The sequence below is a fragment of the Mucilaginibacter gracilis genome, assembly GCF_003633615.1.
Classification (GTDB): domain Bacteria; phylum Bacteroidota; class Bacteroidia; order Sphingobacteriales; family Sphingobacteriaceae; genus Mucilaginibacter; species Mucilaginibacter gracilis.
Window position 1 is genome coordinate 6287366 of record NZ_RBKU01000001.1, and the last position, 25817, is coordinate 6313182.

At 41.5% G+C, this 25817-nt stretch carries 24 protein-coding genes; 14 read left to right on the forward strand and 10 right to left on the reverse strand.

Features of this window, described 5'->3' with window-relative positions; all coding sequences use genetic code 11:
* Positions 1-16: 16 nt before the first annotated feature.
* From BDD43_RS28045 to BDD43_RS28080, 8 genes are all read left to right on the forward strand, one after another.
* Entirely contained in the window at positions 17-1228 is a 1212-nt protein-coding gene (locus BDD43_RS28045) for a glycosyltransferase (RefSeq protein ID WP_121201527.1), read from the forward strand.
* A gap of 131 nt (positions 1229-1359) precedes the next feature.
* Complete coding sequence (locus BDD43_RS28050) at positions 1360-2874, forward strand: O-antigen ligase family protein (protein ID WP_121201528.1); 1515 nt, start codon at positions 1360-1362, stop codon at positions 2872-2874.
* A complete protein-coding gene (locus tag BDD43_RS28055; protein ID WP_121201529.1) occupies positions 2864-4072 on the forward strand; it encodes a glycosyltransferase in 1209 nt (402 codons plus the stop codon). The genes BDD43_RS28050 and BDD43_RS28055 overlap by 11 nt, the downstream gene beginning before the upstream one ends.
* A gap of 1 nt (position 4073) precedes the next feature.
* Entirely contained in the window at positions 4074-4688 is a 615-nt protein-coding gene (locus BDD43_RS28060; protein WP_121201530.1) for an acyltransferase, read from the forward strand.
* Positions 4689-4731: 43 nt separating this feature from the next.
* A complete protein-coding gene (locus BDD43_RS28065) occupies positions 4732-5616 on the forward strand; it encodes a glycosyltransferase family 2 protein (protein ID WP_121201531.1) in 885 nt (294 codons plus the stop codon).
* Positions 5617-5701: 85 nt separating this feature from the next.
* Positions 5702-6550, forward strand: coding sequence for a beta-1,6-N-acetylglucosaminyltransferase (locus BDD43_RS28070; RefSeq protein WP_121201532.1), 849 nt, complete (start codon positions 5702-5704; stop codon positions 6548-6550).
* A 67-nt stretch (positions 6551-6617) separates the two neighbouring features.
* Positions 6618-7529 (forward strand): glycosyltransferase family 2 protein, encoded by a 912-nt coding sequence (locus tag BDD43_RS28075; RefSeq protein WP_121202151.1) that lies wholly within the window; start codon positions 6618-6620, stop codon positions 7527-7529.
* Between the two features lie 9 nt (positions 7530-7538).
* The gene (locus BDD43_RS28080; protein ID WP_121201533.1) at positions 7539-8711 is read left to right on the forward strand and encodes a glycosyltransferase family 2 protein; all 1173 of its coding nucleotides are present in this window, start codon (positions 7539-7541) and stop codon (positions 8709-8711) included.
* Positions 8712-8813: 102 nt separating this feature from the next.
* Here BDD43_RS28080 and BDD43_RS28085 read toward each other — a convergent pair whose 3' ends face one another.
* Complete coding sequence (locus BDD43_RS28085; RefSeq protein WP_121201534.1) at positions 8814-10169, reverse strand: MFS transporter; 1356 nt, start codon at positions 10167-10169, stop codon at positions 8814-8816.
* Positions 10170-10296: 127 nt separating this feature from the next.
* Here BDD43_RS28085 and BDD43_RS28090 point away from each other — a divergent pair, with 127 nt between their 5' ends.
* The 5 genes from BDD43_RS28090 to BDD43_RS28110 all read left to right on the forward strand — a co-directional run bounded on the left by BDD43_RS28090 (position 10297) and on the right by BDD43_RS28110 (position 14276).
* Complete coding sequence (locus tag BDD43_RS28090; protein ID WP_121201535.1) at positions 10297-10833, forward strand: GNAT family N-acetyltransferase; 537 nt, start codon at positions 10297-10299, stop codon at positions 10831-10833.
* A gap of 132 nt (positions 10834-10965) precedes the next feature.
* Positions 10966-11769: an MlaE family ABC transporter permease gene (locus BDD43_RS28095; RefSeq protein WP_121201536.1), complete on the forward strand. Its 804-nt coding sequence runs from the start codon at positions 10966-10968 to the stop codon at positions 11767-11769.
* 9 nt (positions 11770-11778) lie between these two features.
* Positions 11779-12552 carry an ABC transporter ATP-binding protein gene (locus BDD43_RS28100; RefSeq protein ID WP_121201537.1) on the forward strand — a complete coding sequence of 258 codons (774 nt, stop codon included), beginning with the start codon at positions 11779-11781 and terminating at the stop codon, positions 12550-12552.
* Positions 12553-12555: 3 nt separating this feature from the next.
* On the forward strand, positions 12556-13536 hold the full coding sequence (locus BDD43_RS28105) for an MlaD family protein (protein ID WP_121201538.1): 981 nt from the start codon (positions 12556-12558) through the stop codon (positions 13534-13536).
* 128 nt (positions 13537-13664) lie between these two features.
* Positions 13665-14276 carry a hypothetical protein gene (locus tag BDD43_RS28110; protein ID WP_121201539.1) on the forward strand — a complete coding sequence of 204 codons (612 nt, stop codon included), beginning with the start codon at positions 13665-13667 and terminating at the stop codon, positions 14274-14276.
* A 105-nt stretch (positions 14277-14381) separates the two neighbouring features.
* Here BDD43_RS28110 and BDD43_RS28115 read toward each other — a convergent pair whose 3' ends face one another.
* The 6 genes from BDD43_RS28115 to BDD43_RS28140 all read right to left on the reverse strand — a co-directional run bounded on the left by BDD43_RS28115 (position 14382) and on the right by BDD43_RS28140 (position 19816).
* On the reverse strand, positions 14382-15734 hold the full coding sequence (locus BDD43_RS28115; RefSeq protein WP_246001812.1) for a sensor histidine kinase: 1353 nt from the start codon (positions 15732-15734) through the stop codon (positions 14382-14384).
* Positions 15735-15737: 3 nt separating this feature from the next.
* On the reverse strand, positions 15738-16415 hold the full coding sequence (locus tag BDD43_RS28120) for a response regulator transcription factor (protein WP_121201541.1): 678 nt from the start codon (positions 16413-16415) through the stop codon (positions 15738-15740).
* 7 nt (positions 16416-16422) lie between these two features.
* A complete protein-coding gene (locus BDD43_RS28125; RefSeq protein WP_121201542.1) occupies positions 16423-17328 on the reverse strand; it encodes a hypothetical protein in 906 nt (301 codons plus the stop codon).
* A 22-nt stretch (positions 17329-17350) separates the two neighbouring features.
* Positions 17351-17707: a hypothetical protein gene (locus BDD43_RS28130; protein WP_121201543.1), complete on the reverse strand. Its 357-nt coding sequence runs from the start codon at positions 17705-17707 to the stop codon at positions 17351-17353.
* A gap of 122 nt (positions 17708-17829) precedes the next feature.
* Entirely contained in the window at positions 17830-18735 is a 906-nt protein-coding gene (locus tag BDD43_RS28135) for an FAD:protein FMN transferase (RefSeq protein ID WP_121201544.1), read from the reverse strand.
* A 136-nt stretch (positions 18736-18871) separates the two neighbouring features.
* Positions 18872-19816: a PepSY-like domain-containing protein gene (locus BDD43_RS28140; RefSeq protein ID WP_121201545.1), complete on the reverse strand. Its 945-nt coding sequence runs from the start codon at positions 19814-19816 to the stop codon at positions 18872-18874.
* A 219-nt stretch (positions 19817-20035) separates the two neighbouring features.
* Between BDD43_RS28140 and BDD43_RS28145 the strand changes: the two genes are divergently transcribed.
* Complete coding sequence (locus BDD43_RS28145) at positions 20036-21076, forward strand: acyltransferase (protein ID WP_121201546.1); 1041 nt, start codon at positions 20036-20038, stop codon at positions 21074-21076.
* A gap of 29 nt (positions 21077-21105) precedes the next feature.
* On the opposite strand, the gene BDD43_RS28150 is transcribed toward BDD43_RS28145, so the two are convergent.
* The 3 genes from BDD43_RS28150 to BDD43_RS28160 form a co-directional block, all read right to left on the reverse strand.
* Positions 21106-22758: a TonB family protein gene (locus tag BDD43_RS28150; protein ID WP_121201547.1), complete on the reverse strand. Its 1653-nt coding sequence runs from the start codon at positions 22756-22758 to the stop codon at positions 21106-21108.
* On the reverse strand, positions 22748-23320 hold the full coding sequence (locus BDD43_RS28155) for an RNA polymerase sigma factor (protein ID WP_121201548.1): 573 nt from the start codon (positions 23318-23320) through the stop codon (positions 22748-22750). Before BDD43_RS28155 ends, BDD43_RS28150 begins: the two co-directional genes overlap by 11 nt.
* Positions 23321-23483: 163 nt before the next feature.
* Positions 23484-25793, reverse strand: coding sequence for a glycoside hydrolase family 65 protein (locus BDD43_RS28160; protein ID WP_121201549.1), 2310 nt, complete (start codon positions 25791-25793; stop codon positions 23484-23486).
* Positions 25794-25817: the final 24 nt, after the last annotated feature.

The following is a 25817-nucleotide window of genomic DNA, read 5'->3' on the forward strand; positions in this document are numbered from 1 at the left end:
TTGCTAAATTAAACCCATGTTTGAAACTGCTGTATCTGTTATATGGATTTTTTTCCAGATCGTCATTGGCTTTAACCTGGTGTTTCCGCTGCTGCTTTTTCTTTTTTACAGCATCAAAAAAAACTTCGACCACAGCTATAACGCCACGAGTGCTATGCCCGAGATAGATTATGGCATTATAGTAACCGCTTACGAGCAAACCCATACCCTGCCCGGCGTTGTTAAATCGCTTTTAAACCTTAACTACAGCAAGTACATTATTTATATTGTTGCCGATAAGTGCGACATAAGCAGCTTAAATTTTGATGACAGCCGTGTAGTTTTATTGCGCCCCGAAGAAACGCTGGCCAGCAATACGCGGTCGCATTTTTATGCTATTAACCGCTTTATACGCCCGCACCAGTGTTTAACTATTATTGATAGCGATAACCTGGTTGAGCCCGATTATTTAAACCAGCTAAACGTTGAGTTTGGCAAAGGGTTTAAAGCGGTACAAGGCATACGCGAAGCAAAAAATTTAGATACCACCTTTGCCTGTTTAGATGCCGCCCGCGATATTTATTATCATTTTTACGATGGCAAGGTACTTTTTGGTGCGGGCTCATCGGCTACGCTGGCCGGCTCGGGCATGGCATTTACCACGGCACTTTACCGCGAGTGCCTTGAGCACCTTGATATTACCGGTGCCGGGTTTGATAAGGTTTTACAAGCCGCTATTGTAAACCGCAAATACCGCATTGCCTTTACTATGGATGCCATTGTTTACGACGAAAAAACATCGCGCTCAACGCAACTGGTAAGCCAGCGCTCCAGATGGATAAATACCTGGTTTAAATATTTTAAATATGGTTTTGGCATGCTGGGCAACGGTTTACTGCGCTTTAACCTTAACCAGTTTTTATTTGGGCTGGTACTGGTGCGCCCGCCGTTGTTTATGTTTTTAATATTATCGGTAATATTTGGTGCTATAAACCTGGCTATGGGGCATGTATTGCTGTGCCTGTTATGGGTGGGCGGCTTGCTTATATTTGTAGCGGGCTTTGCGCTGGCGCTTGGGGTATCGCACACCGATAAAAAAATTTACCGGTCGTTGGTTAACATTCCTAAATTTATGTTTTTACAGGTGTTATCGTTATTAAAAATATTTACACCGCAAACCAATAACGTGGCAACCAAGCACTATGCTGATGCACATGTTGACGAGATAAAAGTGCACGATGAGAATTGAACCTATAATAAAACCCAAAGACACCAGGTTTGACCACTTAACCGACGTTGAAAAAAAAGCACGCAAGGTTGCTATAGTTGTAGCTTTTTTGGCCGTTTTTATATGGATGTTTAAAATTATATTTTAACATTATGCGCTATGAGCCCAGTAATGTTAAAACCCCAAAAAACGTAGCTGAGGGTACCCGCAAATTAGGATTTTGGAAAGATGTTTTGTTAAACAAGTTTTCAAAACCAATGGTTGTTATATTTTTAATATTGTTTGCCTGCTTTGTAGTTTTTAGCATGGCAAAGGGCGATATGATAAGCCCCAGCCTTATTTTAATTGGCCTAATTGGTGTTACTATTGTTTGCGGGGTAATTGTTTATCCCAAATTTGGTATAACTATACTTTTTATATCGGGCTATTTGTTGTTTTTACCCGGCAAGTTTAACGTTAACTTTCCGCTGGGTACTATGTTAGATTTGCTGCAGTACTTGCTCATTATTGGCTTTTTTTTAAAGCAAAAGTATGATCGTAACTGGGTGATATTTAAAGACCCGCTATCCATCTCCATATTGGTTTGGATACTTTACAACTTTGCCGAATTAGCTAACCCGCAGGCGGTTTCGCCCCTGGCGTGGTTGTACACCATACGCACGTCGGCGTTTATCATACTAACTTATTTTATTTTCATTTACCAGATACGCGACGCATCGTTTATTAAGTTTATGATAAAGCTATGGCTTGGCTTGGGCCTGCTAAATGCTGCCGATACTTTTCACCAGGAAATATTCGGCTTTTTCCCGTTCGAAGCGCAATGGCTCTATTCAGATCCTTTACGTGTTGAGCTCCTTTTCCAGGCGGGCCACATGCGTAAGTTTGGCATCTTTGGCGATCCGGTAACGTTTGCTTATAACATGGCCGCGGCGGCAGCCTTATGCCTGGCGTTGCTTTTTGGGCCCTACAAAACTTATAAAAAGGTAATTTTGGTTTGCATGGCCTGCTTTTTTAGTTTAACCATGGTGTTTTCGGGCACAAGGGGTGCCTTCCCGCTGATACCGGCGGCTATAGTATTGCTTGCCATTTTAAAGTTTAACCGGCAAATATTAATATTCAGTATCATTTTCGGGGTGTTTTTTGTGGGGCTCATTTTTGTGCCAACGTCTAACTCCAACATCATGAGGTTTCAAACGGCGTTCAGGCCAAACGAAGATGCTTCGTACAAGGCACGTAAAATTAACCAGGCACGTATTAAACCGTTTATACAAAGCCACCCTATTGGCGGCGGGCTGGGCGCTACCGGCACCTGGGGGCAGCGTTTTGCACCGGGCTCGTTTTTGGCCAATTTTCCGCCCGATAGCGGTTATGTGCGGGTAGCGGTTGAGTTAGGTAGCATTGGTATATTGATACTTTGTATTATGATTTTTACGGCCCTTAAAACGGGCATCAACCACTACTACATGATTAAAGACCCCGAACTCAAAACGTTTTGCCTGGGCATGGTAATGGTGGTTTTTGTTTTTAATATTGGTAATTTTCCGCAGGAAGCCATAGCGCAGTATCCATCAAATATTATTTTCTTTTTTTCGATAGCATTAATTAACATTACAAAACGAATTGATGATAAACGCAACCTGCTAAATACACAAGCTAATGGAGCATAAATTAATTACCGGCAGGGATATTATTGTAGTGGGCCAGCAAGCCTGGGACACCGAAATTGGTAGCAATTGCAAAAATATTGCATTGGAGTTTAGCAAGCATAACCGGGTTTTGTATGTAAACTCGCCATTGGATATCAAAACCATGATGACCAATAAAGATGATCTGAAAATAAAAAAAAGGTTATCGGTAATTAAAAAAAAACAAAACGGACTGGAGCAGATAGGCGATAATTTATGGACCTATTATCCGGATATAACCATAGCTTCTATCAACTTTATAAAGCCCACATCGCTTTTCAATATTTTTAACCGCATTAACAACAAACGTTTTGCCGCATCCGTAAAAAAGGCCATAAACCAGCTCAACTTTAAAAACTTTATCCTTTTTAACGATTCGGAAATGTTTAAGGCTTTTTATTTAAAAGATTTTTTGTTGCCCGATGTGAGTATTTATTACTCGCGCGATTATATGCTGGGTGTTGATTACTGGAAAAAACACGGCACCACTTTAGAGCCGCAACTGATAGCCAAGAGCGATTTATGCACCGCAAACTCAACCTACCTGGCCGATTATTGCAGACAATACAATCCAAAATCGTACTATGTAGGCCAAGGCTGCGATTTGAGCCTTTTTAACAATACCGAAGGTTTTGAAATACCACAGGATATACGGTTAATTAATAACCCCATTATTGGTTACGTGGGTGCGCTGCAAAGCATCAGGCTGGATATGGATATTATTGAGTTTATAGCTGTTAAAAACCCGGATTGGAGCATTGTGCTGGTTGGCCCCGAAGATGATGAGTTTAAGGCCGGTAAATTACACAGTATACCTAACATTCATTTTTTAGGGGCTAAAGATGGCAATATGTTGCCCGCATATATAAACATGTTTAACGTTTGCATTAACCCGCAACTGGTTAACCAAATTACTATTGGCAATTACCCGCGTAAAATAGATGAGTATTTGGCTATGGGTAAACCCGTTATAGCCACAGCCACACGGGCCATGGAAATTTTTAGCGAACACACCTATTTGGCAAAAGATAAAGAAGCTTACGTGAGTTTAATACAGAAGGCTTTAGACGAGGATGATGCCGGCTTACAGCAAAAACGGAAAGCCTTTGCAGCATCGCACACGTGGGAAAACAATGTTGCCGAAATTTACCAAGCTATAAATACTTTTAACCAAGCCTAAAATGTCGCTGTCATCACAAATCAAATCAAACCCTGCGTTTAAAAAAATAGCGCATTGGCTAATGGTGCCAACCGGGCAGTTTAGGCCACGCTTATGGATAAGGCTCTTTGTTAATCCGTTTAAGCATAACAGGGGCAAGGGGTCAATAGTGAGGCGCAGAACAAGGATGGACGTATTTCCGTATAACCGTTTTGATTTGGGCGAACGATCGGTAATTGAAGATTTTGCAACCATTAACAATGGCGTAGGCGACGTATTAATTGGTGATAGAACCATTGTGGGTATGGGCAATGTGGTAATAGGTCCCGTTATTATTGGTAACGATGTTATGTTTGCGCAAAATGTTGCCGTTAGCGGCCTTAACCACGGTTACCAGGATATTACCATGTCGCCAAGTGTGCAAAAGGTAGAAACAGCCTTGATTACCATAGGTGATAATGTGTGGATTGGGGCCAACAGCGTAATTACTGCGGGCGTAACGCTAGGCAAACATGTAATTATTGGCGGCGGCAGCGTGGTTACCAAAAGCATACCCGATTATTCGGTTGCGGTGGGCAATCCGGCCAAGGTGGTAAAGCGATACAACTTTGAAACAAATACCTGGGAAAGGGTATAAATGTGAATAGCATATTTATTTTAGATACTTTTAAATTAACAGCATGTCGATATTTGGCCTCCCTAAGTGGATAGAACCACACCTGTACACCGGAAAAAAGTTTGCCGACCTTACAGCAGCAGAATTGACCGACATTAAAAGCAGGATAAGCAATTTTAGGCACGAACAGCCGGATGTTTCGGTAGTAATACCGGCCTGGAACGAGGCCAATAATATATTCCGCACACTATCGGCCATATCGGCCAACCAAACCAAGTATAAGGTTGAAATAGTGGTGATAAACAATAACTCCACAGATAATACCCAGCAGGTGTTAGACGAGATTGGCGTTAGGAGTTACCTGGAATCGCAACAGGGTACGCCGCACGCGCGGCAGTTGGGTTTAGAAAAAGCCCGCGGCAAATACCATTTATGTGCCGACTCGGATACGTTTTATCCGCCAAAATGGATAGATACCATGGTTGCTCCAATGGTAGATAGTAAAGATATTGTGGGCGTTTATGGCCGCTACTCGTTTATACCACCCGAAGGGCAGGGCCGCTTTGGCTTATGGATATACGAAATGATAACCGGTGTACTGGTACAAATACGCAAACGCAAGCGCGAGTTTATGAATACCTTGGGCTTTAACATGGGCTTTATTACCGAAGTGGGGCTAACCACAGGCGGCTTTAAGGTAACCGGCGTGCGCATGTTTGATAATGCCGCAGGCAGCGATTACTTTGTTGAAGAAGCCGAAGATGGCCGCATGGCCGTTAACCTAAAAAAGAAGGGTAATTTAAAATTGATATTAAGCAAAAATGCCAGGGCATATACATCGCCGAGGCGTTTAATGTACGATGGGGGTATTTGGGCCGCCTTTAAAAACAGGTTTAAAAGCCACGGCAGCGGCCTGGGCGAATATGTTACCGGCAAAAGTAAAACATAAGGCAGACAGCATACGTATAAACCTACCGGCAACCAATTTTTGCCCCTGATATTTGTATTGATTACCCCCTATTACTATTAGTTAAATGACAAAAATTGCCCATTTAATTTTGGCGCACAACAACCCGGTGCAGCTATCAAGGTTGGTTAGCAGGTTAACACACCCCGATGCGGATATTTATATTCACCTGGATGGCAAGGCTGATGAAGGGCCATTTAACTTTTTGCTTAATACGCCCAATGTTTATTTTATTAAAAGCCGGGTAAAAGTTTACTGGGGCGCATACAGTATTGTACAAGCTACCCTAAACGGCTTTACCCAAATACTGGCTTCGTCCAAAAAATACGATTATATTAACTTGTTGAGCGGCAACGATTATCCTATAAAAAGCACCCGCCAAATTCACGAGTTTTTCCACCACCATCCCGATAGGATTTTCATGGAGTATTTAACCGAGGACTCGGATTGGTGGAAACAAATTAAAACCAGGGTTACCGAATATCATTTAACCGATTACCATTTCCCGGCCAGTTACTATGCGCAGGTGCTAATGAATAAGGTTTGGCCCAAACGTAAGATGCCCGAAAACATAGTTTTTATAGGCCGATCGCAATGGTTAACTATTACGCCGGCCAGTGCGCAATATATTGTTGACTACCTGCGCGATAACCCTAAAATACAACGCTTTTTCAGGTTAAGCTGGGGTGCAGATGAAATTGCTATTCAAACCATTTTATATAATTCGCCTTTTAAAAACAAGATAGAAAACAATAACTACCGTTATATTGATTGGAGTGAACAAAAGGCCAGCCCCAAAACGTTAACGATGGCTGATGCTGATAAACTGATTGCTTCGCCATGCCTTTTTGCACGCAAGTTTGACCTTGAAAAAGCACCCGATATTTTCAATTACCTGGATAGCACTTTTTCGTGATGGTTAATTGCTTGTTATCGTAAAAAAACTTAATTTCAAATACACCTATTCAGCAGCTATTATTAACATGAAGAAAGTTTCAGTAATAACCGTAAACTTTAACCAGGCCCTGGTTACCGAAGCTCTACTGGAATCTATCTTCAAAACAAACACCTACCCCAATATTGAAATTATTGTGGTGCATAACGGTGCCAAAACCAACGATTTACCCCAATGGCAGGCAAAGTACCCGGATATTGTTTTTATACGCAGCGAAGCTAACCTCGGCTTTGCAGGCGGTAACAATTTAGGCATTAAAGCAGCCACCGGCGATTACCTTTTTTTAGTTAATAACGATACTGAATTTACCGCCGGCCTAACCGAAACGCTGGTTAACACGCTGGATAATAACGAAACTATAGGCATTATATCGCCTAAAATAAAATACTTTCAGTTTCCGGACACCTTGCAGTACGTGGGCTTTACACCCATGAATTATTATACCTGCCGTAACCAATGTATCGGTCAGTTTGAAAAAGATAATGGCCAGTATGATAACCTGAGCCAGCCCACAGGTTTTTGCCACGGCGCAGCCATGATGCTTAGGCGCAAGGCCATTGAAAAGGCTGGTTTAATGACCGAAAACTTTTTTTTATACTACGAAGAGATGGACTGGAACGAGCATATTAAACGTGCCGGTTACCAGGCCTGGGTTAATACCAACGCCTTAATTTACCATAAAGAGTCGGTATCGGTAGGGCAAGGCAGTCCGCTTAAAGAGTATTTTATGAACCGCAACCGCATATTGTTTATTCGCCGTAATGCGCCGTGGAACCAGGCAATTGTATTTTACGTATACTTTATGCTGCTGGTAGTGCCGCGGAATACAATAAGCTACATTAAACAAAAAAAGTATAATTTTATTGGCATGCTTTTTAAAGCCGTTTGGTGGAACATTACACAGGGCAAAAAAAGCACAAAATTAGGTTACCCTATTTAAACATACTGCATGGAAATTATTTTATGGCTCAGCCTTTTTATTGTTGTTTACACCTTTGTAGGGTACGGCATTTTGCTTTATATCATTATCCGCATAAAGCGGATAACCAAAGGCAAACCAAGCGAAATAGCTGTTAATACCGATATGTTGCCCACATGCACACTGGTAGTTGCAGCCTATAACGAGGAGCAATACATGGCCGATAAAATAAAAAATACGCTGCAATTGAAATACCCGGCAGGTAAACTCAAGTTTTTATTTGTAACGGATGGATCGGACGACAGTACGCCTGATATAATTAAGCAATACCCGCACATACAACTGATGCACAAAGCCGAGCGCAGCGGCAAAATTATGGCCATACACCGTGCCATGAAAACCGTTAATACCGATATAACCGTTTTTACCGATGCCAACACCTTTTTAAACGAAGATGCCATTATTAATATTTGCCGCCATTATGCCGACCAAACTGTGGGTGCCATAGCTGGCGAAAAACGTGTAAAGGTTGATGAAAACGCCGATGCAAGTGCCGCCGGAGAAGGTTTTTACTGGAAGTACGAATCGGCGTTAAAAAAATGGGATTCGGAACTCTACTCGGTGGTAGGTGCCGCAGGCGAATTATTCAGTGTACGTACCAGCCTGTATAAACCTGTTGAGGATGATACTATTCTGGATGATTTTATGATATCGATGCTGATAGCCAAACAGGGTTACCGCATTGTTTACGAGCCCGCTGCTTACGCAACCGAAACATCGTCGGCCAATGTTACTGAGGAGCTGAAACGTAAGGTGCGGATAGCAGCTGGGGGTATACAATCCATCATTAGGTTAAAGGCCTTGCTAAATCCGTTTAATTACCCGTTACTATCGTTCCAGTATATTAGTCACCGGGTTTTAAGGTGGACTATTACACCTTTTTTGCTTATCCTTTCGTTTATTTTAAATATTGCTTTAGCTTTTAATGGCTCAACCTTTTATCAGCTTTTACTGGCAGCCCAAATATTGTTTTACGCTATGGCCATATTAGGCTGGGTGATGGAGAAACGCGAACTACGCATTAAAGTACTTTTTATACCCTATTACTTTTGCATCATGAACTACGCTGTTTTAGCGGGCATTATTCGGTATTCTAAAAAAGCACAAAGTGCAACCTGGGAAAAAGCAGCACGGAAACAATAGTTCAATTTTGGCTTTAGGGAACGCCCAAATTCTATTCAACTGAATTGACGAAACCGAATTGTTTAGCCGTAAATTGAAAGGTTTACAATAAGCACCACTTGGTTATTTGGCTGGCCGGTTTGGTTTAACTTCCCGGAAACGGCTAAAAAACATAAGGGCGAGCAGGCAAAGTACAAAGCCACAAATACCGTTAAGGCGCAGGCCATAATCGTGGCCTTCTTTTATGCCGTAAATGGTTAAAAATGCAAATAGGGCCGTACCAGATGTTTGGCCAAGTTTAACAAACAGATATTTAACCGCAAAAAACATTCCTTCGCGGTTCTCGCCGGTTTTTATGGCATCAGCTTCGGCTATTTCGGCCAATATAGCGTTTGGTAAAATACCCAGGGCTGCAAGCGGGAAAGCCGCAAAAATAACCAATGTATAAATTTGTACTTTAGCCGATACAGGGAACAGGCCTAAAAAGTAAATGGCTACATAAACCAGCGCCAATATTAAGAACGATATTAACACCAGTGGTTTTTTACCAAAGCGTGCCGATATAAAATTAACAAAAGGGTAAAACATTACTGATACCAAAACCATAACGCCAACCAGTAAGCCACCCATAGATTCGGGCAGGTGCAGCAATACAGTTATAAAAAACAATAAGCCGCTTGATATGATACTTATAGCCATGTAGTACGAAAAATCGGATATGAGGTAATATTTAAAATTGCGATTGCTAAAAGTGGCGCGTACAGCTTTAAATAATGGCAGGTGTGATGGCGTACTACTTGAATACTTTTTTTCGTCGATAGCGAAGATGGGGATCAACATAACAAGGCCAGCAAATATACAAAGGCCCCAAATGGTATATTGTAATGCAATTACCCGGCTATTAATGTGGCCAAAATGCTCTATCAGATCGGCAAAGTTGTTAACCAGGGCCGAAAATATCATACCTAACACAAAACCTATTTGCTGAAAAGATGATAGCTTAACTTTTTCTTTGGCGGTATCGGTTAACTCGGGAAGTAAGGCATTGTATGGTATGATATAACTTGTTGACGACATAAAAAAACCCACCAGTGTAAATACCAACCACCAGGCGTTGTGCAAGCTTTGACCTATAACCAATGGCCTGAAAGTAAGGCAGCAAAACACCACTGCCGGTAAAATTGCGTACTTCATGAAAGGAATACGCCTACCCTTGGGATTTTTGCTTTTATCACTTAATGAGGCCAGAAAAGGATCGTAAAAAGCATCAACTAAACGCACTGAGGCCAGGATAATGCTCATGATATTTACACCCAAAAAAACCATTATTTGTGGCATCAGTGGCACTAAGCCCGATTTTGACGGAGCCAAGTAAAAGTAATTTATCATCACGATAATAATATTCGTCATGATACTCCAGCCCATCATACCTGCAGCATAAGCAAGCTGTTTTGAAAAAGGCAGTTTTTGAGCAGACATGTTGCAATATGCAATTATTTAGGCGATAACAGATAATGATATTTCTTTTTTTGACACGAAACCGAATATCTTACCATCCTTACCGCTTAAATTTGCAGCAACACTATTTAACTAAAACATTATCTGCTTGTTTGTAAATTCAGTTTTAACAACCGGTATTAGCCAGGCGTGCCTGGCCGATGTGCCGCAACTTAACGCCTTAGTAAATACGGCCTACCGGGGCCCGGCATCAAAAAAAGGATGGACAACCGAGGCCGACCTTTTAGACGGCCTGCGTATAGACGAAGCTACCCTAACAGCTTATATTGAAGACGCAAACTCCTTTATATTAAAATACACTAACCATGCCGGGGGAATTACTGCCTGCGTTTATTTAAACGTAAGCAGCAATAAGCTGTATATTGGTATGCTTACCGTTAACCCCGCCTTGCAAAATACAGGTATTGGCAAACTGTTATTAACGGCTGCCGAGAACCTTGCCCGCCAAAAACACTGCCACACGCTATGGATGACGGTTATAACCATCCGGCACGAACTGATAGCGTATTATGAGCGCAAGGGCTTTGTAGTTACCGGCGAAAAAAGGCCCTTCCCTACAGAAACAAAGTTTGGAATACCAAAACAGCCTTTGGAATTACTGGTTATGGAAAAAGCGGTTATTTAATGGTGAAATAAATGCAAAGCCGTGTTAACTTTGGGCTCAATTTAAGGTCTAAAGCGGCGGGAGCAATTAAAATATTAAAACAACATTGGTTTTATTTTGTAAAATACGTAGCAAAATCATACATCACAATTAATGTCGGCAAGCAGCAATACTGTTACAACAAAAAAAGGATCTTCGTTTATACGATGGCTTACGGGCGTTTTTATTAACCTGTACAAAGTGAGTAAATTTGTACTGCGCTTTTTTAAAGAAGTGTTTGTACCGCCATACGAGTTTAAAGAAGTTATTAAACAATGTTATGATGTTGGCGTGCGGTCGTTCACGCTTATCACGGTTACCGGTTTTATTGTTGGGGTTATTTTCACCAAGCAGTCGCGTCCGTCGTTGTTATCTATCGGGGCCACATCGTGGCTGCCGTCGTTGGTTTCTATTGCTATTTTACGCGCGCTGGCATCGCTGGTAACAGCCTTAATTGCTGCGGGTAAGGTGGGCTCGAGCATTGGTGCCGAATTAGGATCAATGCGGGTAACCGAGCAAATTGATGCTATGGAAGTATCGGGCACCAAGCCATTTAAGTATTTGGTTTGTACCCGTGTTATAGCAACATCCATCACCCTGCCTATATTGGCTACCTATACCGCCTTTATTGCGCTTTTGGGTGGTTATTTAAATGTGGCACAAAACGAGGGCACCAGCTTTATCACCTTTATGCAAAACGCGTTTGACCCTATTACCTTTCTTGATTTTTGGGCCACGCTAACCAAATCGCTTGTGTTTGGTTTTACTATTGGCATTGTGGGTTGCTACCAGGGCTACAACTCCTCGCGCGGCACGGAGGGTGTTGGCAAGGCCGCTAATTCGGCAGTGGTAACGGCTATGTTTTTGGTTTTTATTGAAGAAGTTATTATTGTTCAAATATTTGGCTGGCTTCGTTAACGGTATATTATGGACAGAGCGGAAACAATTATCGATCATAAAAATGCCGTAATCAGCATACGGGGCCTCAAAAAATCGTTTGAGAAAAACGAGGTGCTGCGTGGTATTGACCTTGACCTATACCCTGGCGAAAACCTGGTTGTGCTGGGGCGCTCGGGCACGGGAAAATCGGTATTAATTAAAATTATATCGGGCCTGTTAAAGCCGGATGCAGGTGAGGTAAAGGTTTTTGGTAAGGAGCTAACCCACATTAGAGAAAAGGAAATGCAGGAATTGAGGATAAGGATGGGGTTTTCGTTCCAAAACAGTGCTTTGTATGATAGCATGACGGTGCGTAAAAACCTCGAATTTCCGCTGGTGCGAAACAAAAAGGGTTTATCCCGAAAGGAAATAAACAGTGCCGTTGAGGATGTGCTTGACGCCGTTGGGCTGTTACAGGCCATTAACCAAATGCCGTCGGAACTATCGGGCGGGCAGCGCAAGCGCATTGGTATTGCGCGCACTTTAATTTTAAACCCCGAAGTGATGTTGTATGATGAGCCCACCGCCGGGCTCGACCCCATAACATCAATAGAGATTAACAGCCTGATAAACGAGGTGCAGCAAAAATATAAAACATCGTCGATCATTATCACGCACGATTTAACCTGCGCCAAAATGACGGGCAACCGCATTACCATGCTGCTTGATGGTAAATTTGAACGCGAGGGAACTTTTGACGAAGTTTTTGATACCGACGACGAAAGGGTGAAACCTTTTTATGACTATAATTTTATAAAGTAAACAATGGAAAAAGACGAAAACAAACGGGCCATTATTGTTGGCATATTTATATTCCTGGGCCTGGCTATAATAATATTAGCCATATTTACCCTGGGCGGCCAGCAAAAAACCTTTGTTAAAAACATACACCTTAATGCGGTTTTTAACGATGTGCAGGGCCTTAAAAAGGGTAACAATGTGTGGTTTTCGGGCGTTAAAGTGGGTACTATAAGCTCCATCAAATTTACCGGCATTGCCCAGGTTGATGTTAAAATGGATGTTGACCAGGCTATACAAACTTATATCCATCGTAATGCCGGAGCAAAGATAAGTTCGGACGGGTTAATTGGCAACAAGATAATTGTTATTGAACCCGGAAGCCCCGGCGCGCCCATGATTGAGGATAATGACATGTTGCAGGTTGAAAACACCTTATCAACCGATGATATTATGAAAACCCTGCAAAAAAACAACGAGAACCTGCTTGCCATTACCACCGATTTTAAAAAATTGAGTCACCAAATTGTTGAAGGGAAAAGCCTGGTTGGTGCGCTCATGGCCGATAGTAATTTGGCTTTAAAGTTTAAGCAGATAGTTGGCAACCTGCAAAATACAACCAGCAATACCGCAAAAATGGCTAATCAGCTTAATGCGTTTTCGGGTAAAATGAATACTAAGGGAGGCCTTGCCGATAAATTACTCACCGATACCAGCGTTTTTCGCCAATTGCAGCTATCTGTGTTGCAGCTTAGGCAAGCTGCTGCCAATGCTACCAACTTAACCGATAATTTAACCCGTGCCAGCAATAAGTTAAACACAACCGATAACGTATTAGGTGTGCTTTTAAACGACCCTAAACAGGCCGAGCAAATGAAAAGCACCTTAAATTATTTAAACCAAAGTACCATTAAACTTAACGACGACCTGGAAGCCGCCCAACATAACTTTTTGCTAAAGGGTTTTTTTAAGAAGAAGGCGAAAGCCGAAGCGGAGGCTAAAAAGTAGGTTAGCTTTTGCGAGTTTGTAATCTTGGTTAGATTTGACAACTTTTAAAAAGTTGTCAAATCTCAAATCTTTCGGTAGCAATTAACGCCTATATTAGCGATTACAAAAAAAAGCAGTAATAAACCCAGGTGGCTAAAACAGAACATTATTATACGCAATTTGAAGAGGGGCGTTTTTATCATATTTACAACCGTACAATTGATAAACAGCCAATGTTCAAAAACGATGGTAATTTTGAATTCTTTCTTAAAAAGTATGATGAATATTTGTCGGATGTGATTGATACCTATGCGTATTGTTTGTTAGGCAATCACTTTCATATTTTAATTAGAATTAGCCAAGAGTTACCGTCCGATCCTGAAAATGGAAAGTCAACACACGATATAGTTAGCCATCAATTTCGTAAATTTTTCCAATCTTACGCTATGGCATTTAATAAGCAGCAGCAACGTATCGGCACCTTATTTCAAACACCTTTTAAGCGCGCGCTAGTTGAAAGCGAAACCTATTTTTCACAATTAGTATATTATATTCATGCCAATCCGCAACAGCATGGTTTAATCAACGATTTTCGAGCTTGGAAATGGAGTTCTTACGAAAGGATGCTTTTGGAAAAGAATACCAAATTAAAAAAACAAGAAGTGCTCAACTGGTTTGGAAATAAAGATTATTACAAACAGTACCATGACGATTACCAAAAAATGCTAACGGAACAAAAGCTAATTTTAGATGATGATTAATCTAAAACTGAGATTTGACAACTTTTAAAAAGTTGTCAAATCTTTCAACAAGTGGTGGAATCATCAAAAATTTTGAAATAAATCTTACTTTATCCCCCCCGGCAGTTATTGAATTATTGATTTTTGAGTTATTGAATTGTAATTTGGGAATACCAGTGTAAACGTACTGCCAACGTTTAGCTGCGATGTTACGTTGATACGAATTTTGTGGAAATCGGCAATGGATTTTACGATGGGCAGGCCCAGGCCAAAGCTTTCTTGCTGTAGTGATTGACGGAACTTTTTGAAGCGGTTAAAGATGAACGGTAGTTGCTCGGCAGAGATACCGATGCCGGAATCTAAAATTTCGACAACCAGCGTACCATCATGTATGTAACTGTTAATGTTTATTTCGCCTGCTTCTTTATTATATTTAATGGCGTTGTTAATGAGGTTAAAAAACAGGTTATAGAGCAAAAATTTATTAACGTTTTGCAGGGCAACATCATCGGTAATATTCATGTTAAGGGCGATGTCTTTCTCTTCCAAGCGGATAGATATCTCGTCGTAAACATCCTGCAAAAGCTGTTTTATTTGAATGGTATCATCTTTAATAAACTGCTCGTTCTCAATTTGCGATATCAGCAAAAGGGTTTTGGTGATGCTTTTTAAACGGTTCAGTATCTTTTGCATCTCAATGAGGCGTATTTTCAACTCGTCAACCACGTCGTCGCGGTTAAACATGTTCTCTATTTTGGATTGTAAAATGGAGATGGGCGTCATTAACTCGTGCGATGCGTTGGATATAAATTCGCGTTCTTTTTGAAACGTGCTTTCAATGGTTTCAATCATCTGGTGGATGCTTTTATCCAGATACTTAAAATCGGCGGTGCTGGTTTTAACTTCCTGATAAGAGCCAAAATTGGGAAATTTATGCGCGATGAGCTTAGTTTTGATGATGATATCTAACGGGCCGAGGATGTAGTTGGAGAAAAAGAAATCGGCCAGGATGGTGAGCATAATCATGCCCAGTAGTATTTGCAGGGCAATGCTTTGCAGGGGGCCGCTGGTTTCGTCGAGTGTGCTTACGCTTTTGCCTATCTCCAGCAGGTAGTTTTTATTACCTACTTTAAATGTGTGGCTCAAAATGCGGTACTCAATAGTATCTTTTTCAACCTTCCGCTTTTCGTTACGTATGGTATCTAAATTGTAGTTGGAGTCGGCTTCATCCAAAAGGATGTACTCTTCCTTTAGTGGCAGATAGGCACCATACCCCTCCCCGTTTTGTATATAAACGCCTATGCCCTGGTCTTTAACAATTTGCAGCAGTTTGGCTTCCTGCTTTCTAAAACGGCCATCGTTGTAAGTATGGTTAATATTTTTAATTAGCATGGGCAGCAAAAACACAAACAGCAGCACAATAGCCAATTTTGATATGGTATTGAACAGCGTTAATTTGGTTTGCAGCTTTAGTGCCAAGGGTTATATTTTAATTTTATAGCCTAAACCGCGTACAGTTTCCAGCCAATCGGGCTGGGCATGTACGCTCAATTTTTTGCGTATGTTTTTAATGTGTACATCAATGTAGTTGGAGTCGTAATCGTCGTTTACTACGCTGCCCCAAATGTGCTCGCTTAATTGCGGACGGGTTAAGGTGCGGTTTTTGTGCAATATCAGGTAGGCAATCAAATCATATTCCTTTTTGGTAATGGTACTTATTATGTTTCCATTGTAGGTAATGCTACGGTCGTTCATGTCAATAACAAACTCGCCCAGTTTAAGGGTGGTATGTTTTAGGCCAAACTTACGGCGGGTAATGGCCTGCATACGGCTCTGCAATTCGAGCATGCTGAATGGCTTGGGCAGGTAATCGTCGGCCCCTAAATCAAGGCCCTTAATGCGGTCGTAAACTTCGGCCCGGGCAGTTAGTATCAGGCACGATGCTTCCGGGTTATGGGTTTTTACATCCTTCAGTAAATCAAGCCCATCACAATCGGGCAAACCAAGGTCTATCAATATAAAGTCGTACAGGTTAATTGCTATTTTTTCGGATGCTGCTTTACCATTATGGCACAGTTCGCAAAGGTAATTGGCATTAGATAAAAATATTTCCAGTTCGCGAGCGAGCGACATTTCGTCTTCAACAATCAAAACATTCATGGTTAAATTAATAAAAAACGTAATAGAAAGTTAAATTAAAAAACGACTGGTTTTTGGTTGTTAAATACCCCTGCACATTAACCGGCATTGAATATTTGTACGATGCCTCTAAAGTGTAATGCGGCCTGTTGTAGGCTACCGGTAATTTAAAGCTATAATTTAAAACGTTAAAGTTGCGGTTTGCGTTACGATAGTCGTCCTCATCGGGCAGTACAAGTGGCGGCAAATAGCCACCCGGAACTGGGGGAGTGTTACCAAAAAAATCATGATCGCGCGAGAAACGCTGAACAAAGTTTTGGGTTCCAAAAATGATATTGACCGCGGGCGTAAATGTTAGGTAATCTTTATCATCAAAAACGCCAAAGTTACTTTCAAAATAATGGGAGTTACCAAGGGTTATAAAAAAATCGTCGGATTTGCCGAACAGATAATCCATCGTTACGGCGGTTTTCAATATCTTCCAGTTGTAGCTGTTGTTAAAGTTTATATCGTTTGATGATGCCGATTTGAGGATCTGGGTATTGTTATCAAACAAAAATTTGGTGTAACTTATTGAGCCCTTAAACTTTTTTGAGAGTTTGTATGAATAGCCTATACCCAGGTCGGTTTCGTCAATTTGGGGTATAGAGTTAAGTACTTTCCATAGCGAAGCATAAACAAACACGCCCGATTTGGTGTTGTAAATGGCATCGACAGTATAAAACGGGAATTTTATTTGGTTGCTGCGGCCAAAAAAGCTTGCATCGCTACCGTAACTTATACCTACCGAAGCCGACCGCTTTTTAGTGGTTTTTGTGGTATCGGTATCTGCCGGTAAACGTAACATGGCCGATTTAAACCACCGGTTGGCGGCAAAAGCATTTGCGGTACCCCATGTTACCAAAAAAAGCAAAACGATAATGTATCTCCTCATATCAGTTAAATGTCAAACATAATCAATTATTGTTGCGCCGCGGTATTTCTGGCGGACGCACCAAACCATCGGGCCGGCGTTGCCTTGGCACTTTTACTTTAAGTTTATTACTTAAGGTATCAATTGGCGTTAACAACAGTTTTTCGGGCTTTGCTTGCCGTCGGGCCTGGGGAATTTCTTTGATCTTCTTTTTGTCGCCGGGTTCCTTTTTAACTTTGGTGGTGTCGCTATCGGCAATGTAAAAGTTAATATGGGGCTGGTTTGAAGCAATGATGACAGTGTTTAAAACGCAAGGCGAACCACTACAAATAGCCTTCGCTTTTAACGATGCCGAAGCAACCATCAAAGCAAAAAATACATGTAGTAAACGTTTTATCATAAAACAGAGAAAAAAATAAAACTATTTTAATTAATCAATAAAAAAATAGCACCCCAGGTGTTAATGCGGTGCTAAGTTAAAAAAACAGGTGTTGGTATGGTAATTAAAACGCATGTTACCTATTAGCACATCATGAGGCTTATACTTTTTGAAGTATAAACCTTTTTGCGTTTATTAACTATAACGCACACTAACTGGTTAAGCCTGTTAAACATGCTAAGGCTCATTTTAACGCCCATAACCTTAACCGGTGCCGACATTGCCGCAGCCAGCTCGGCACTGGGGCTTAAAACGCTTACGCTTTTAATACTATGAAACGGGAGGCCTGTTTTGGGGTTTAGCGTATCAACATAGCTATTTCTATCAGTAAGGGAGTTGTTATTGTTATTGCCCGATGTTGAAACGGCCATGTTACTGATGTTGAGATTTGAAAATGCTTTCAATTTCTGATCCGGATCGGCAGCTTCTATTGTCCAGGGTTTGTTGTTGGGCTGGCTTCCCCAGGTTATCAGGTCGCCAAAGGCGTTTACAACGCCGCTCAATACACCTTGTATTTGCAAAACATATTTGGCCCTATCGGTAGCGTAGCCTTTTATTATACTGCCCAGGTTTATACACATGCCTTGCTCGGTTAAAAAAATGGTTGTGTTTTTAGCATCTAAAATTACGTTACGGTAATCCATCTGCCTGGCCTGGCCTGTTAAACCGCCTGCGTTATCAGTAATATCGAACGCGCCGCGGGTAAGATCGGATATTTTGAGGGAGCGGTTTACCAGGTTAAAAACTTCCTGACTAACCTTTACCGGGCTAATACCTGCTTTTTGATTTACCTGGTTAATTTGGCTGTTTTTATCAGTTACTGATAACAATTGCAGCACACGGCTTATCTCGGCAATGGCATTGTCAATTCGTTCTGCGGCCCATTGCTCATCGCCTCCAACCACACTTATCTCAAAAGCGTTGCCTGTTAACTGAACCAGGCGCCGGTGAACAAACCGCACAGGGTAAGGGGAATTCAAATTCAACATATCAATTATTTTGTTTGGATAGCTTAATGCAATACAAATGTAGCCCGGCTTTATGAAAATGAGATGAAGCTAAAAGGGCATTAAAAAGCCCGGTATTATAAAAACACCGGGCTATAACTAACCTTATCTACATTTATTATCTAATAACTATATTTCTTACAAATTTACCGGTGGCATCAAATTCAACGGCGTGCCTTGTGCCATTAACGGTTATAAATACATCGTAGCCTAAAACGGTTGTATTTGCCTTTTCGGCGAAAGCCTTATCAAACACATAACCGGGGAAAGTGGTGGTTAAGTAGGTAGTTATAGCGGGCAGCAAAGCGCTTGCTACCACAGCAGTACGGTTGTTAGGGTGCGGATATACCTGGATGCGGTTTATTAAGGTACCAGTTGCCGAAACGTTGGTAACAAACAAGCCTTTGTTGGCGCTGATAACCGAATAGCTACCATCCATATTAAGGGCTGCATGTAATAAGGTATCGGTTGGGTAGCTTGTTGCAAACAAAGTTTTAACAGCAGCAGGTAAAGCCGAAATGGCTACGGTATCGCGGTGCGCACCATCACGGTCGTCAAAACGGCCACCTGGGTGCCAGCCGGGTCCTCCGCCCAAATCGTGGCCTTCGCATTGCTCAAGTTCGGTAACAAAAGCACCGGCAGCATCAAATTTTATAGCAACGGGTTTACCATTAAATAAAATAACTACAACGTAACCATCGGCAACACCAGCCTGGGTTGATAACTTAAAGGCTTTTTGAAAAGTGTACCCTGCGTAGTTGGCGGTTAGGTAAGTACCAATAGCAGCCGGCAAGCTTGCAAACGTAACCGAATCTTTTTTGTCTCCCGGCGGATAAGCGTGCAAAGCAAATATAGCATCGGTTGTGACACCCACTAAAGAAGTGGACGAAGAACCTGTTGTGGCCGACGATAACTGAATAGCTTGCGACGCCGCCATAGCAGCAGTTACATCGGTAGTTTTGGTATTGTTAGCCGTAACGCCCGATTTTTGGCAGGAATACAGGGAGGTTAAAGCAATAAGCCCGCAAAATAGCAGGCTCTTAAAAGTTGATAGTTTTTTCATTTAAATTAAGTTTAAGTTTAAAAAAATAGAAGAAATAGGGTTTCTTTACAATTGTAATGTAAACCTACTATGGCAACATGAAATCAAAATGAAAAATTAAACCTTGTGTATTTTTTTTGATATAAAGCAAAAACGTTAAAAAGCATAATTTACAGGTAAGTAGGTTGCTATACTTTTATAATGCTATTTTTAAAAAATATTAAACCTGCCCGATGAGCAATGACCGCTATTAAGAAAGAAAATTTAGACTGGATAAATAACCTGCGCATTATAGCCTTATTTGCCGTTATTATACTGCATACCACATCGCCGGTGTTAGAAACCTATAACAAGGGGCCGCTAAATATTTGGATGGTTGGTAATTTTTATAACAGCCTGGTGCGCTTTGCCGTACCTGTGTTTGTAATGATAAGCGGAGCCTTGTTATTACACCGCGACTATGAAATAGGCGATTTTTTAAAAAAACGCCTGGTTAGGATAGTGATACCATTTTTATTTTGGAGCCTTATTTACATAGCCTACGAATATTATAATGAGGACATAGCCTATACCGGCAATGTTGGGGAAACCTTGCACCAGGTGCTACATTTTTTAAAGTATGGCAGCTCGTACCACTTATGGTACGTTTACATGCTTATTGGCCTTTATTTGTTTGTGCCCATAATTGGCAAATTTGTGCGTAACGCTACCCAAAATGAGCTATTGTATTTTTTAATAATGTGGTTTGTAGTGATGTTGCTTGGGCAGCCTTATTTATCTCGGTTTAAACCGCAAATTGATTTGCGGTATTTTGAGGGCTTTGTTGGCTACCTGGTGTTGGGGCATTACCTTGCTTTTAAACCCCTGCCAAAAAAACGTATTGGCTTGTGGGCGGCCGTATTTTTGGCCACGCTGTTGTTAATATTCGGTGGTACTTATTTGTTGTTTAAGCATTATAATGGTATAAGTACTTTGTTATACGAGCCCCTTAGTCCATCCATATTATTGATAGCCAGCAGTGTGTTTATGCTGGGCCGCTTGTATACTCCCAAAGTACCACAATTTATAATTACCACCCGCGATTTTTTGGGCAGATATAATTATGGCATTTACCTAAGTCATGCTTTAGTTTTATCCATTTTAAGCGATAACGACGTTAATTATACACTGTTTAACCCTATGATAAGCATACCATGTATTGCTGTGGTTTGCCTTGCATTATCAGTATTACTGGTGTTTATCATCAATAAAATACCGTTAGGCAAGTATATTTCGGGATAGCGATTTGTTTTGCGATACCACCACTAAAGCTATTTGTGAAACTTGATCTTAATTTTCACCTCCTGGCTTTTGCGGTCGCTCGCGGCTTTCCAGGTAGGGCCATTTTTAATAATTTCTATGGCCCTCTGGTCCATATCCTTATCGGTGGAAGTCTTAATTACCCTAATGTTGTTGATACGGCCCGCGCCATCAACCGTAAACGCCAATTTAACGGTACCCGTTTTACCATTGGGCATAACAGCACTATCTTTTAAATATTTGTTGTATGCCTTCCAGCCGTTGGCAGGGCTTGCATCTTCAACAACAGCATCTTCTTTGGGTTGGGTGGTGCCGTAACCAACAACCACTACCTCGGCAAGTGCCTGCAAATTGGGCGATAAGGCAACATTAACGCTATCGTTAACATTAGCAGTTATCTGTTTACGGTAATAACCAATGAACGATACATCTAAAACCGCCTTAGGCATGGGCAACCTAATTATAAACCTGCCATTCAAATCTGTTTGGGTACTGGTTTTAGTGCCATTTACCGTTACGGTTACGCCGGGCAAAGGTTGCCGGCTATCCTTATCTACCACCTGCCCCTTCACTATTCGTGCTGTTTTTAAAATGGCATCGCCATTAATAGGGATTGACCGCAACTTGGCCTGTTTATTTGCCGTCGAATCGCTATTGCGATAAGCATTTGCATCAACAAGGCCGGATGCAGCTGCATGCTCATTTAGCCCCGCTCCACTTTTGGTATTGATAACAACAACGCCGTTTGATGCCCTTGAACCGTATATAGCCGATGCCTTAGCATCTTTTAATACATCAACACTTTTAATATCCTCGGGCCTGATAGAACCGGGTTTAAAGTTTTGTGCCAGCACGCCGTCAATTACATACAAAGGGTCTGTGTTGTTTAATAAGCTGTTGCTACCCCTAATTGCAATATTTTGGCCACTGTTTAAATTATCAATACCTCCACCTATCTGCACGCCGGCAACCCGGCCCATTAATAACCTCGAAAGCGTATCGGGTATTTTTGCGGATTTAGCTTTGCTGAAACCAGCCAAATAGCCCAATGGCGCATTGGTAGTTAACAAACCTGCGTTGGTATCAAAGTTTAAGCTGCTTACCGAAGCATCCTTCAACAGATACGGGTTAGCAGGTGCTTTGTAAACCATTTTTTGATTATAACTCACCGTATCTGTTGTTGCTACTGCCTGCGCAGGTACCGATTTTAATACCGTTGGTTTAGGCCTGCTAACATTCAACTTTGCTAACATTGGCGGTTTAACTTGAGATGAGGCAGAGGTATCTGCGGCTGCCATGTCAACCTTTACCTTATGCGGTTTGGTAGTGGCAGGTGGCATTGTTGCCACAACAACTTTATCTGGCTGGTGCATTATTAACCAACCGCCTATACCCAGCGCAATTAATAGCGATGCCGCAATAGATAATGGCTTCCACAATGGTACAATACTTTTTTTATCTTGCTGTACGCGCTTATCTATCAGTTTATCTATCTCATCAATATTGGGCTGATGGTTTTCGCCGTTGGCCTCCATTCCCTTTATTACATCCCACAAAAACGGATTGTGCTGCGCATCACGCTCAAGCTCATACATAGCGCGGGCATTAAGCTCCCCATTAAGGTACTTCCGTATTTGCTCTATGTTGGGTTTGTTAGCGCTCACCGTTTTTTTCTATACAAATTTTCAAATTCCGCTTTCCGTTCTGTATATAACTCTTAACGTCGTTTAAAGTATATCCTGTTATCTCTGTAATTTCTTTATAGCATTTTTCATTCATAAAAAACAGATTAATGCTTTGCTTTTGAGCCGGAGGGAGTTTTTCCATGCATAACTCGAGCGCAGTAAGCTGTTTTTCTTTATTTTCAACATCCTGATGCAAATCTATAGGCAATTCCATAAAATCATCAATGGTTGTGTACTGCATTTTTTTTGCGGAGCGCAATTGCATTAAACAATAGTTACGGCTTAGCACATAAAGCCAACTGGCAAACTGTTTTATTTCTTGCTTGTTAACCTTGCTAATTAGCTCTTCAAATATTTGCATTACGGCATCTTTGCTTTGTTCGCCATCCTGCAAATACCGCAAACAAACGTAATAAACCATTGATGAGTATGGTTTAAATAACTCCGCAAGCACAGCTAAATCGCCACTATCGCGGTAACGCTTTAGCAGCGCCTCGTCGGTAGCTTTATCAGTTTTTTGTGAGTTATTAAACCAGTTCATTAAGCGGCATCAAATTAATTTTTTTTTATGGCTTATAGAAATTTGATTGGGGCGAGTTAGTGCCGCTAAGGTTGAAGAATTTAAGTTGAGTGCCTAGCATTAATTATCGCACAGTAATAAATTTGCTGCCGATCTTTAGTTTAGAACGGCAGTTTAAAAAGTATTATTGAGCAGCAAAAGCTTCAGCTCCTGCCATAATTATGACGTCTTTTCCGAATATATTAACCGTAATATCGCCGCCGCTCACATTAACTATATGTACGCCATTGGCAACAATTTTAACATTGAGCATATTTTGCCTGAAACCGATATTAAACGAAAACGACTGCCACTTGCCCGGCAAAAATGGTTCGAATTTTAAAGTATCATCGGCAACGTGCATGCCTGCAAAACCTTCAACAACGCTCATCCATGTGCCAGCCATTGATGTAATGTGCAAGCCATCTTCGGTGTCGTTATTATAGTCATCAAGGTCCAGCCTTGATGTACGCAGGTAAAAATTGTAGGCATCTTCTTCCAGCCCCAGCCGTGAAGCCAAAATAGCATGAATACAAGGCGACAATGAACTTTCGTGAACGGTTAAAGGCTCATAAAAATTATAATTGCGGCGTAGGGTATCGGTATCAAACTTATCCTTAAAAAAGTAAAAGCCTTGTAAAACATCGGCTTGTTTTATAAAGCACGATCGTAATATCCTGTCCCAACTCCACTTTTGGTTTAATGGCCTGCTGGCAGCAGGCAAATCCTTAACGTGAATAATCTCCTTATCCAAAAAGTTGTCTTGCTGCAAATAAATACCGAGTTCCTTATCCTCGCCATAGTACATATTGCTGATTATATGCTGCCAGGTTGCGGTTTCTTCGGCCTCGTTAAAGTTCAATCTGCCTAATAAGGTTTGGTATTTATCAGCATCGTTAGCCTTAACGTATGCCAGGGCCTCAATGGTATACTCCATACACCAGGTAGCCAGGGTGCTGGTGTACCAGTTGTTATTTATGTTATTTTCGTATTCGTTAGGGCCCGTTACGCCAAGCATTACATATTGCTTTTTAGCATTGCTCCAGTTAACGCGCTGTTTCCAAAACCGGGTAATGCCTATAAGCACTTCTAAACCATAATCGTTTAAATAGTCTTTATCGCCGGTGTAGCGTATATAGTTAAATATAGCGTAAGCAATTGCGCCGTTGCGGTGTATCTCTTCAAAAGTAATTTCCCATTCGTTATGGCACTCTTCGCCATTCATGGTAACCATGGGGTAAAGGGCTGCGCCTTTATCAAAGCCCAACTTGGCGGCATTTTCAATAGCCTTATCCAGTTGTTTATAACGGTAAATAAGCAGGTTTTTGGTAACCTGTTGCGGGGCAGTAGCCAGGTAAAAAGGCACGCAATAAGCTTCGGTATCCCAATAGGTTGAGCCGCCGTACTTTTCGCCGGTAAAGCCTTTGGGGCCAATATTAAGGCGGGCATCTTTACCGCTATAGGTTTGGCTTAACTGAAAAATATTAAACCTGATACCCTGTTGTGCAGAAGCATCGCCGGTTATTACAATATCGCTTTCGGCCCATTTTTTTAACCAGGCATCGGCCTGTTCCGCCAGCATAGTTTCAAAACCTTTAGCCGCAACCCGTTCAATAACGCTTTTACAAGCGGCAAGCAATTGTTGTGGCTCATAATTTTGCGACGATACATTGCAGGCATACTTATAAACAACAGTTTCCTGGCCCTGCGTGGCAGATGTTACAAAGCTCGAGGCCGTATATTTTTCTTTTTCAAACCCCTTTGCCTCAACAGCAAGGGCTTTACCGCCCTGAGTAACAGCAAACCTGCTACCCGTGCAAACCTCAAAATTAGTTTTGCGGGTTTTAAGGGTTAGGTAATTATCATTGCCGCTAACCTGGTGATAAACATGATCCCAAAATTTCTCGTCGTAATTAGCATCAGCATTTGAAACGTCGCCATCAATAAAAGCGGTAAATTTTATTTCGCCGCTAAAATTCAATGGTGTTATCGCGTAACGGATTGCCGCGGCTTCTTCGTCTACAATACTGCAAAAGCGTTTGGCGTTAACATTAACCTGGTTGCCATTGGCAAGTTGGGCAGTAAAGGCACGCTCCAAATAGCCGTGCTGCATGTTTAACGTGCGCTTAAAAGCAATAACTTTGCATTTAGCCAAATCAAGCTGCTCACCATTAATTACCACATCTATCCCAACCCAGTTGGCAGCGTTCAAAACTTTAGCAAAATACTCCGGGTAGCCGTTTTTCCACCAGCCTACGCGTGTTTTATCCGGGTAATAAACACCGGCTACATAATTGCCTTGCAGGGTTTCGCCGCTGTAAGCTTCCTCAAAATTGGCACGTTGACCCATGTGGCCATTACCCAGGCTAAATATACTTTCGGATATTTTATTCAGATGCGGATCAAAGCCTTCTTCAACAATGCTCCACTCATCTGTTTTAATGTAGTTTTTCATAACTATGAATCTCTATGCGTAAAG